Annotated in this window: 8 protein-coding genes, 1 tRNA gene and 1 pseudogene; 5 read left to right on the forward strand and 5 right to left on the reverse strand. The window is 65.5% G+C overall.

What is annotated here, in order from left to right; translation table 11 throughout:
* Window positions 1–736: pseudogene (locus tag H261_RS21395) on the forward strand (hypothetical protein); the annotation flags it as partial.
* Between the two features lie 488 nt (window positions 737–1,224).
* On the opposite strand, the gene H261_RS21400 reads toward H261_RS21395, so the two are convergent.
* Window positions 1,225–1,316, reverse strand: a tRNA-Ser gene (locus tag H261_RS21400).
* Between the two features lie 201 nt (window positions 1,317–1,517).
* Here H261_RS21400 and H261_RS21405 point away from each other — a divergent pair.
* Window positions 1,518–2,357, forward strand: a complete 840-nt coding sequence (locus tag H261_RS21405; RefSeq protein ID WP_008621871.1) for a hypothetical protein — start codon at window positions 1,518–1,520, stop codon at window positions 2,355–2,357.
* Window positions 2,358–2,384: 27 nt separating this feature from the next.
* Here the strand turns inward: H261_RS21405 and H261_RS21410 are convergent, their stop codons facing one another.
* Entirely contained in the window at window positions 2,385–3,041 is a 657-nt protein-coding gene (locus H261_RS21410) for an MBL fold metallo-hydrolase (protein WP_008621872.1), read from the reverse strand.
* Window positions 3,042–3,192: 151 nt separating this feature from the next.
* Here H261_RS21410 and H261_RS21415 point away from each other — a divergent pair, with 151 nt between their 5' ends.
* Window positions 3,193–4,089 (forward strand): LOG family protein, encoded by an 897-nt coding sequence (locus H261_RS21415; RefSeq protein WP_008621873.1) that lies wholly within the window; start codon window positions 3,193–3,195, stop codon window positions 4,087–4,089.
* 464 nt (window positions 4,090–4,553) lie between these two features.
* Here H261_RS21415 and H261_RS21420 read toward each other — a convergent pair whose 3' ends face one another.
* Entirely contained in the window at window positions 4,554–5,174 is a 621-nt protein-coding gene (locus tag H261_RS21420) for a hypothetical protein (RefSeq protein WP_235063010.1), read from the reverse strand.
* A gap of 169 nt (window positions 5,175–5,343) precedes the next feature.
* Between H261_RS21420 and H261_RS21425 the strand changes: the two genes are divergently transcribed.
* A complete protein-coding gene (locus H261_RS21425; protein ID WP_008621875.1) occupies window positions 5,344–6,546 on the forward strand; it encodes an MFS transporter in 1,203 nt (400 codons plus the stop codon).
* A 212-nt stretch (window positions 6,547–6,758) separates the two neighbouring features.
* On the opposite strand, the gene H261_RS21430 is transcribed toward H261_RS21425, so the two are convergent.
* Window positions 6,759–9,293 carry an EAL domain-containing protein gene (locus H261_RS21430; protein WP_008621876.1) on the reverse strand — a complete coding sequence of 845 codons (2,535 nt, stop codon included), beginning with the start codon at window positions 9,291–9,293 and terminating at the stop codon, window positions 6,759–6,761.
* A 184-nt stretch (window positions 9,294–9,477) separates the two neighbouring features.
* Between H261_RS21430 and H261_RS21435 the strand changes: the two genes are divergently transcribed.
* A complete protein-coding gene (locus tag H261_RS21435; RefSeq protein ID WP_040477148.1) occupies window positions 9,478–10,269 on the forward strand; it encodes an Hpt domain-containing protein in 792 nt (263 codons plus the stop codon).
* Between the two features lie 3 nt (window positions 10,270–10,272).
* On the opposite strand, the gene H261_RS21440 is transcribed toward H261_RS21435, so the two are convergent.
* Window positions 10,273–10,944: dienelactone hydrolase family protein (locus H261_RS21440; RefSeq protein WP_008621879.1), on the reverse strand; the 672-nt coding region annotated here is incomplete at its 5' end.

Raw genomic sequence — 10,944 nt, forward strand, 5'->3', positions numbered from 1 at the left:
GAAGTTTGAGGCCGTAGTCCGTACGTACATTGTACCCACAATGATGAAAAGCCGAACAGTCAGCATTGTCGGCTCATCGTGGAAATGGAACCCAGAGACATCAACTGCAGTCGATCTTTGGTCTTTTATCGAAAACGATCCCAATAGCTCGGAGCGTATACGGCAGAGCTGGAATGGAGCCTGGGAAGCCCTATACCAGCGCAAAGTTACCAAACAGGTCGGTAATGAAACCAAGGAGGTCTTGGTCGCTTCTAAAGAGCTACAGGCACTTCGGCCATTGCTGGAATCTGACCTCTACGATTTGCCGACCGTTCGCAACCGCGAACTCGATCTATTTCGCTCTCTCCTTTTTGAATATGACCCCCTGGTTCTAGAGCGAAGCTGGGTCAAGGTGAGACAAATTTATGAGCAGGAGATGGACCGGCGCTCCTACCAAGACAAGGCGCGAGAGGGGGCCTTGCGTGACTCTCTGCTTGAGGTGTTTGACCGCTTGTCAGATCGAGCCGGTGAGTTCCTTGTCATGCTTGCCTATTTTGCTTTCCCGAATATCGACGTCGCATTCCTTGAAAAGTTCACCCACAACAAGGGCCGGAATCAGTCGGATCGAGAGGAGCGGGTTCCATATTTGATGCGGTTTCTCAATCAGGATGGGGTTGCCGAGGTCAAGCTGCGTGAATCAAATCTTCGTCGCGCCCGCGAGGAGGCGGCCAAAGCGGTAATCATTGCCAATCGATAAAGGTCTGGAGATAGGCGGCGCCTTCGGGTGCTCGCGAACCTCCGCCTGCCGCTGGGTGGGCCTCTAGGTACAGCGGCCATATGCCACAGCCGGGTCAACCGGCGCTTCTTGGCACTGACCCGGCAGAGGGAACGTTCCCGCCGAATGGCGGTTGTCGGGGCCCTTGGCGCCGCTCGACTCTGCGGGGCGCCAAGACGGCTGTTGACTGCCGATTCCACTCCCAGACTCCAGCCCGCGCCAATAAAAACAGCGAAAAGGTCAACAGCTTTTGGCGTCGCAACTCTTTGAATTACTTGCAACTTTAAAACCCGTACCGTTTGGCGGCAGTCAACAGCTTCCAGAGAAACAGGACGGGAGAGAAGAGAAAATTGGTTAAGAATGCGCCACCACAAGACCAGAAGGTCAACAGCTACTGGCCATAAACGGCGCAGATCCTTGGGCTTTCGCCCAAGGATCTATGCGTCAGAGAATCTATTCTTTAGAAGTAGTGGCGGAGGGGGCGGGATTCGAACCCGCGCAGGGATTTAGGTCCCTGGACGATTTAGCAAACCGTTGGTTTCAGCCACTCACCCACCCCTCCGCAGAGGCGGTTGCTTACCGCATTGGCCGGAGCGATGTTTCTAACCAAAGCCAAAGCGGGCGTCAACGCTTCCTTTCCTATGACCGGCAAAGGAATTACGCGCACCGCCCTCGATGGGCCAGACCCCGGGTTGCGGCAAAGGCGAGGGCGTCGTAAGGTGGCGGGTGTTCGGGGAGCCGGCCGCTCCAATGGGGAGGAGGAATGCGCAGTACGTGGCCGTTCATCGCGGGAGCGATCGTCGCCGGTCTGGTGACGCTTTTCACCTTGCCTATTCTGGTGGCGACCGGGCTCATCATGATGGCCGCGGGGTCGTTCGGCCGTGACGAGGCCGTCCTGTCCGGTGGCTCGGCCTTTTCCATGCGCGACGAGCGCGGGCGCATCACCTCGAAGCTGGTCAACACCACCTACAGCGTGGTTTCGGTTCCCATCACCGGCGAACCCCGGCCGCGCCGCACCCTGCTGCGCCAGCGGGTGACGGTGGGCGACGACGGCGAGGGCCGGGCCAGCCTGTCGGCGTGGCTGGTCGGCGCGCCGTCCGAGCTGCGCAAGCCGCCGCTCTATCACATCAGCGTGACCGCCCATGCCGCCAGCCTGGGCGACGATTTCCTGTTCTGGACCGAGAGGGGCGGGCGGCGCACCGCCTATTCCCTGGCCAACGGCGACTGGCTGTTCGATTCCGACCTGCCCCTGGCCACCTTCACCTTCGAGCCCGAGGCGCGGCGCATGGCCGCCCTGTCCCAGGCCGACGAGGAATATTCCTCCAGGGGCGGCGTGGCGGTGTTCACCTACGCAGCGCCCGGCCGCGTCCTGCGCCGCGTGGTGCTGGTGGTCGATGATCCCATGCGGGCCGGCATGCTGCGCGCCACCCTGTCGGCCACCAAGCTGGTGACCTATACCGACGAGGTCATGGGCGGACGGGTGGTGGAGCTGCCGCTGGGCTCGGGCGCCGTGCGCATTCCGGTGACGCCCAACGACATGGATATCCGCCGGGCGCTGGTTCCGCCCGGCATGCGGCTGGTCCCCATTCAGCTGTGGGGATAGCGGGGGAAGGCCGGTGGGGTGGGAGGACTACCCCACCATCCGCCACCAGCGGCGCGCTTCCCGCGTCGCCCATTCCGGACCATGGCCCGAGAACAGCATGACGTCGTCCTCCAGCAGGCCGAGCAGACGGTTGATGGAGGCCCACAATTGCTGCTCGCTGCCGCCCGGCAGGTCGGTGCGGCCGACGCCGTTGCGGAACAGGGTGTCGCCGGTCAGCACGAAGCCGCCGAAATCCAGGCAGATGCCGCCGGGGGTGTGGCCGGGGGTGTGGATCACCCGCACCGGAGCGCCGCCCAGGCTTTCGGTCGGCTCGCCGGCGAAGGTCTCCAGGCTGCCCGGTCCCTTCTGCGGCTGGCCGGTGAAGGTGCGGTTGAGGTCGCTGGAGGTGGAGATCACCTGGGATTCGTCGGCATGGGCGCGGGTGGGAATGCCCAGCGCCGTCTCCAGCTGATGGGCGGCGCCCAGATGGTCGGGATGGCCATGGGTCAGCCAGATCACCTCGGCCTTGGCGCCGGTGGCGGCCACCGCCTCCAGGATGCGCTCGCCGTCCCCGCCGGGATCGATGATGGCCAGGGTGTTGGTCGGCTTGTGAACCACCAGATAGCAGTTCTCATACCAGGGCGGGCTGGTCACCAGGACCGACAGGGAGAAGTCGCCGAAATCGCCGAACTGCTGATGGGTCATGGTTTTGTGAATCTCGTTCAGGGTCGCTTCCCTCCCCTATAGCGAAGCCGGACGCGCTTTCCAAGCAATGCTTTCGCCTTTACGCCATGGTAACCGTGCATGGCGGACACTGTCCGTTGGACATAGGTTGGGTCGAGGAGGTTCCTGTTTCATGCGAAAGCCGCCCCGCAAGCGCGGACCGTTCGCCTCGGCCCGGCGCGAGGTTTCCGAAACCGGCGAGCCCGGGGCCTCGTCGGCCCAGACCGCGTCGCCCGCCTACCGGCTGGCGTTCGAGGACGTGGACTTCCTGCTGCGCCAGGATTTGCGGCCGGTGCGCCTGCAGCTGGAATTGCTGAAACCGGAACTGCTGCAGCAGCAGCACGGCATCAAGTCAACAGTGGCGGTGTTCGGTTCGGCCCGCATCCCCTCGCCCGAGCACGCCCAGACGGTGCTGGCCAAGGCGGAGGAGGAGGCGCGCGCCCACCCCAAGGACCGCGAGGCGGCGAGGCGGCTGGCGGTGGCCCGGCGCATGGTGGCCAATAGCCGCTACTACGACGAGGCGCGGCGCTTCGCCCGCATCGTCACCGGAACCTGTGTCGGCGAACACGTCTGCGACTTCGTGGTCAAGACCGGCGGCGGGCCGGGCATCATGGAGGCGGCCAACCGCGGCGCCGACGACATCGGAGGCAAATCCATCGGCTTGAACATCGTCCTGCCCATGGAGCAGGAGCCCAACGCCTACATCACCCCGGACCTGTGCTTCCGCTTCCACTACTTCGCCATCCGCAAGATGCACTTCCTGACGCGTTCCAAGGCGCTGGTGGTGTTTCCCGGCGGCTTCGGCACCCTGGACGAGCTGTTCGAGGCGGCCACCCTGATCCAGACCGGCAAGATCGAGGCCATTCCCATCCTGCTGTTCGGCCGCGAGTACTGGGAGCGGGTGATCAACATCGACGCCATGATCAACGAGGGCATGGTCGCCCTCGAGGACAAGGATATCTTCACTTTCGTCGAGACCGCCGAGGAGGCGTGGAACTGCATCGCCGAGTTCTATCACCTGCCCAAGTAATACCATGTCCCGCTGATCGAAACCGATCAGCGGCGCCCTCAGCGGCGGGCGGGTTTCTCCGAAACCCTTGCCTTCCGCGGCATAAGCCGCGCGGCCCCTTGGGCCTGACCAAATCCCGATGAGTTCGGCTCATTGGGATTTGGTATAGGGTGGGGACCCGATTTACAAAAGTATACGCATAAATACCATGGGATTGCGGTTCCGCTGATCCCTGGGGAGGGATGGGCCGCCCCTCGGCCCGCCGCCCCCGTCGGCCGGCGGGTCGAGGCGGCGATACTTCCGGACATGATGCGCGATGGCGGCGGCGTTTGGCCGGGCGATCGCCCGACTCCATCTGGGGCATGCCCCAGCCCCCCCTTATTGATGCGATCAGGTTTAGAGGCGCAAGCCCCCAGCCTTTCTACGGCTCGTGGCCCCCGGCCCAAGGCCGGGGTGACGGGGCAAGTCAAATAAGTCCAGCAACCTCAGGCCTTCTTGCCGAGATCGGGCAGGAAGCCGCTCATGGTGTTGTTGGCGGCGGGCGGCGGCGGTGCGGCGGGGGGGGGCGGAGCGGGAGCGGCCGGTTGCGGCGGTGCCGCCGGGTCCTGGGGCGGCGCTTCGCCGCCGGCGGCCTTGGCGGCGGCCAGGCTGGCCATGGCGGCGTCCAGGGACGGATTGGCCCCCTCGGTGGCCACCTTGAATTCGCGGCGGATGGCCCCCAGCTTGGCGTCCAGGGACTTGATCACCTCGCGGTCCTCGTTCAGCGCCTTGGTCCATTCGGCCCGGTCCTTGCGCAGCATCTCCTCCATGGCCTCGAGGCGCTTGCCGAACGGCTCGGTCAGTTCGGCGAACTTCTGGGCGTTGGAGGTTTCCATGGCGATCTTGATCTTCTCGATTTCCTCGATCAGGTCGCGCTTGATCCAGCGGCTCTTCTTGTCCAGGTCCTCGGTCATCTTGGTCAGGCGCTCGTCCACCTCGGAATTGAGCTGGATCTTCAACTCATAGGCGTTCTTGACCAGTTGTGCCATGTACATCACCAGGCCGCCGCCGACGACCAGGATCACTCCCGCCGCGAGGCTGATGATGATGACGGTCGACATGCTCATGAAGGGGAACCCGCCTGGGCCGGAGGATAATGTGAACCGCTTCACTGTCGTTCAAAGACGAGGGCGATGCAAGCCCGCCGCCGGCCCGGGCCGGTGACGTTCGTGTTGCGTTGCGATCAATGGGAGTGCCACAGTGGTCCGACCAGCATCCCGTTTCGAGCCGCTCCAGATGTCGTCCGCCGTTTCCCTCCGCTCCGCCCGGGCATCCCTGGCCTTTTCCTGCGCCGGCCACGCCTATGCCCACATCTTCGAGCCCATCTTCTTCATCGTCGCCCTGGTGCTGCCCGGCGAACTGGGCCTCAGCTACGAGGAGGTGCTGGCCCTGATCATCGCCGGCAAGCTGCTCTACGGCCTGCTGGCGCCGCTGGCCGGCTGGCTGGGCGACCGCTGGAGCACGGTGGGGATGATGGCCGTCTATTTCATCGGCCTGGGGCTGTCGGCCATGGGCGTCGGGCTGGCCCAGGGGCCGCTGTCCATGGCGGTGGCGCTGGGCTTCCTGGGGATGTTCGGCTCCATCTACCATCCGGTGGGCATTTCCTGGCTGATCCGCAACGCCGTCGACAAGGGCAAGGCCATCGGCCTCAACGGGGTGTTCGGCGGCATCGGCCCGGCCCTGGCCGGCGTGGTGGCCGGCGGGCTGATCGCCCTGTCGGGCTGGCGTGCCGCCTTCATCCTTCCCGGCGCGGTGGTGCTGGGCACCGGCCTTTTGTTCCTGGCGATGCTGGCCAAGGGCGTGGTGGTGGAGTCCAAGGCCGACCGCAAGCCCGAGCCCGCCGCCGACCGGGGCGAGACGGTGCGGGCCGGCATCGTGCTGTCGGTGACCATGCTGTGCGCCGGACTGGTCTATCAGGCCACCCAGCCGTCGCTGCCCAAACTGTTCGAGGAGCGTCTGGGCGAGTTCGGCCTTTGGGCTGCGGCGGGCGGGGTGACGGTGGTCTACCTGCTGGCCGGGCTGACCCAGATCCTGGCCGGCCATCTGGCCGACCGCCTGGCGCCTAAGCGCATCTATCTGGTGGCGGCGGCTATCCAGGTGCCGCTGCTGCTCGGCCTCGCCCATGCCAGCGGGCTGGGGCTGCTGCTGGTGGCGGTGCTGGCGGTCAGCTTCAACATGGCGGGCATTCCCGCCGAGAACCTGCTGCTGTCGCGCTACACGCCGGCCAAGTGGCGGGGAACCGCCTTCGGCCTGAAATTCGTGCTGTCGTTCGGGGTGTCGGGCCTGGGCGTGCCGCTGGTGTCGCTGATCCGCGGCGCCGGCGGCGGCTTCGAGACGGTATTCACCGTACTGGCCGCCTCGGCCGCCCTGGTGGCGCTCGCCGCCTGGCAATTGCCGGCCGAGCGGGACCGGGGCGGCGTTCCGGCGGCGGCGGAATAGGAGCGGCCGAGACGGCCGCGCTCCGGGAGAAAATGGAGCGCGGGCATCTTGCCCGCTACGAAAGCGTGATGCCTTAAATGTGCATCACGCTTTAGCTTTATTTGTTTTGCCCTCGCCGGGTGGGCGCCTCCGCGCCCTTGGCCGCTCGCTCAATGCTCGCATGAGCGCCGCGCCTCATATTTGAGGCTCAGCGCTCGAGGCGGCGGAGTAGCTCAGCCCACCTTGCCCTGGGGCAGCAGGTTGCGGTCGAACAGGCTGATGAGGTCCTCGCCCGAGACCGGGCGGCTGATCAGGTAGCCCTGGACCTCGTCGCAACCCTTGGAACGCAGGAACTCGGCCTGTTCCGGGGTCTCGACACCCTCGGCGATGGCCTTGAGCTTCAGGTTGTGGGCGAGGTTGATGATGGTCGAGACGATCTCCGCCCCATCCTCGGTGACCTTGGAATTGTCGTCGAAGATGTCGTTGACGAAGGAGCGGTCGACCTTCAGCGCGTCGATAGGCATGCGCTTCAGGTAGGACAGGCTGGAATAGCCGGTGCCAAAATCGTCGATGGAGATGCGTACCCCCATGGCGCGCAGCGCCTTCAGCACGCTCACCACCTCGTCGACCCGCTGCATCAGCACGGTCTCGGTCAGTTCCAGTTCCAGGTACTGGGGCGGCAGGCCGGTTTCGCGCAGCGCGCGGGCCACCACCTCGGGCACGTCGGTCTCGACGAATTGCTGGGCTGAGACGTTGACGGCGATGCGCACCGGCGGCAGGCCCAGGTCGATCCAGTGCTTGCACTGGCGGCACGCGGTGCGCAGCACCCATTCGCCGATGTCCGAGATCACCCCCATGGCCTCGGCCAGCGGGATGAAGTCCACCGGCGACACCAGGCCCATCTCGGGATGATGCCAGCGCACCAGCGCCTCGACGCCCGACATGCGGCCGTCCTCGGAATCCACCTTGACCTGGTAGACCAGACGGAACTCGTCGCGCACCAAAGCGTGGCGCAGGGAGGCTTCCATGGTCAGGCGCTCGAACGAGCGGGCGTTCATGGCCGCCGTATAGAGCTGGTAGCTGTTACGGCCCAGATCCTTGGCCCGGTACATGGCGGTGTCGGCGTTCTTGATCAGGGTCTCGACGGTGGCGCCGTCCTCGGGGTAGACGGCGATGCCGATGGAGGTGGTGACGTAGAGTTCGTGGTCGTCGACCATGAAGGGCTGGCGCACGTGGCTGATCACCCGCTCGGCCAGCTTGGCGGCGTCCTCCAGGTGGTCCAGTTCGGGCAGCAGGACGGTGAACTCGTCGCCGCCCAGGCGCGCCACGGTGTCGCCCTCGCGGACGCAATGGCTGATGCGGGCCGCCGTCTCCACCAGCACCTGGTCGCCGACCCCGTGGCCGAGCGAATCGTTGATGCGCTTGAACAGGTCGAGGTCGAGGAACATGATCGCCAGCTGGTGGCCGTGGCGATGGGCGTTGGCGATGGCGATCTGCAGGCGGTCGGTGAACAGCCGCCGGTTGGGCAGCCCGGTCAGCACGTCGAAATAGGCTAGGTTCTTGATCCGCTCCTCGGTCTTCTTGCGCTCGGTGATGTCGCTGAAGATGGCGGCGTACTGGGTGATCTGGCCGGTATCGTCGCGGATGACGTTGATGGTCAGCCATTCGGGATAGATCTCGCCGTTCTTGCGGCGGTTCCAGATCTCGCCCTGCCAGTAATCCTGGGCGGACAGCACCGTGTACATGTGCTTGTAGAAGGTCTCGTCGTGGTGGCCGGACTTCAGCACGTTGGGGTTCTTGCCGATGATCTCGTCGGCGGTGTAGCCGGTCATGTGGGTGAAGGCGGGATTGACGAACTCGATCCGCTGCTCGGCATCGACGATCATGATGCCGTCCAGCGAGGCCTCGATCACCTTGCGGGCCAGGTTGAGGTCCTTGCGCGAGCGCAACAGGGCGGCGTCGCGCTCCTTCAGCGCCTCGTCCAGCCGGTGGACGTATTCGTATTGCAGGGTGGCCAGGATGTCCGAGAAGGACAGCAGGCCGACCAGCCGTCCGTCGGCGGCGGTGATGCCGATATGGCGGATGTTCTTCTGCTCGAGCATGGCGCGGGCCGCCAGCAGGGAATCATCCTCGGCGATGGTCAGCAGCGGGCGGCTGGCCACCTGGCCGACGGTGGGGGGGATGGTTCCCGCCCCGGCGATCAGGCGCAGCACGTCGCGCTCGGTGATGATGCCGGGCGGCGTCTGCTCGTCGCCCAGCACGATGGCGGCGTCGGCGCGGGCGGCGCGCATCTGGCCCACCGCCTCGGTCGGGCTGGCGCCGCCGGGAATGGTGACCATGGGCCGGGAAATGGCCGAGCGCACCGGGCGCAGCACCAGGAAGTGCTCGACCCCGTGGCCGAGGATGACGTCGCTCTGGCTGACGATGCCCATGGCGTCGCCGGCATCGTCCACCACCACGAAATGGCGCACGCCCTCCAGCTTGAAGCGCATGCCGGTGTCGCCGATGGTGCTCTGGTAATGGATGGTCTTGACCGGGGCGCTCATCACCTCGGCGATGGGGCGCTGGAAGGCGTGCGGGTCGGAAAGATCGATGGCCAGGGCGTCGCGCTCGGTCCAGATGCCCACCGGCTTGCCGTTCTCGACCACCACGATGGACGAGCAATGGGCCGCGGCCATGGTTTGCGCGGCTTCGAGAATGGTTGACGACGGGGAACAGTTGAGCAGCGTCTTCTGGACGATGCGGTCGATGGTCTGGTCGGAAGACACGGAAGAACTGTCCTGACATCAAGTAAGCGCCCGGCCACCAGTGTCCCTCAACTCGCCGGGTGGCGCAACTCCCCAGGGAGGGGCGGGCTCCGCCGTAAAGCCATGGTCATATGATGGCGTCTCGGCTAGACTGCGTCCGGGTGTTCGGGTCGTTGTCCCGCAAGAGAAAGGCGGATTCGGATAAATGTCGGATTCTGCGAATGGCCATCACGGCAGGAATGCCCTCGAAGTCGTCGATCAGCTGCGGCTGGAGTTTGTCGACGAGCTGGTTGAAACCCTTCAATCCCTTGATGTTGAGATGGACGCCGCCCGCAACGGGCGGTGCGATATGCGCAAGCTGGTCACCGATTGCCGCCGCGCCGCCGTCCAGTTCCGCGGTCAGGCCGCCAATTTCGCCATGCACCGGCTGGCCACCGTCGCCCACCGGCTGGAGGAATATCTGGCCAACACCCCCGAGGTGGTGCCGCCGCGCATCTGGGACGACCTGATCGGCTATTTCGATCTGATGACCCGTCTGGCCCAGGGCCAGGCGGCCGATACCGACCCTGCCGCCCTGGTGCGCGCCCTGCCGGCCAAGCTGGGCTTCGACCTGGGCGACATCGAGATTCGCAATGTCGAGGTGCTGCTGGTCATGCCCCACGGCGCCCAGACCCGCTTCGTCGAGCGCGAGCTGCAGCAATGCGGCTACCGGGTCTCGCTGATGGGTGATTCGCTCCGGGCCTTCGCCATGGTGGTGGAGACCAAGCCCGATCTGGTGATCATCTCGGCCATGATGCCCGATCTGGAAGGCATCGACCTGGCCATGGCGCTCTCGGCCATGCCGTCCACCCGCAACATTCCCCTGGCGGTGATCACCAGCCTGGACAAGGATGACGACATCCTGAAGCTGCTGCCCAAGCGCGTCCCCGTGCTGTTCAAGGGCGCCAGCTTCGCCGACGACCTGTTCAAGGCGCTGGACAACCTGTTCCTGATCTGAGGGCTATTTCATCGTCTGATCGAGGAAGCGGAACATCCGTTCCGCCGAATCCTCGGTGACGTCCCGGTCGTGGCGGTAGGCCACCGGATTGCCGCGGATATCCACCTTGGAATAGCCGTCCAGCTGGCGGCAATCCCAGCAATGGGTGGCGTCGGGATAGAGGTGCCACGCCACCGGCGCCCCCGCCGCCCTGGCGTCTTCGAAACGGGCCAGGCAATCGGCGGGCGGCGTCTCGGTATCCTGGCCGCCCAGCAGCGCCAGCAACGGGACCGTCACGTCGGAGCCGGCGATATCGAAGGCCGGGGCGTTGCGCGGCCGGATGGTGAAGCAGCCGGGATACATGGAGACCACGGCGCGGAAGCCGTCGCCCTCGGCCAGCGCTCCGGCCCACGAACTGCGCGAGGCCATCAGCCCGACCATGGCGCCCCACGACCAGCCGGCCAGGGCCACCCGGTCACGCCGGACGAAATCCAGGCTTCGCAGGTGGCGGGCCGCCTGGAAGGCGTCCTTGACCCCCCGGGCGAACACCACGCCGTTCTTGGGGCCCATGCAGACGGTGTCCACATTGCGCTGGTGCAGGGCATCCATCAGCAGCACCACATAGCCCTTCTCGACGCCGCGCCGCGCCCAGTCGAGCATGGAGACGTTGGCGCGCTTGCTCTGCCCCAGCCCGCC

The organism is Paramagnetospirillum caucaseum (assembly GCF_000342045.1).
GTDB lineage: Bacteria > Pseudomonadota > Alphaproteobacteria > Rhodospirillales > Magnetospirillaceae > Phaeospirillum > Phaeospirillum caucaseum.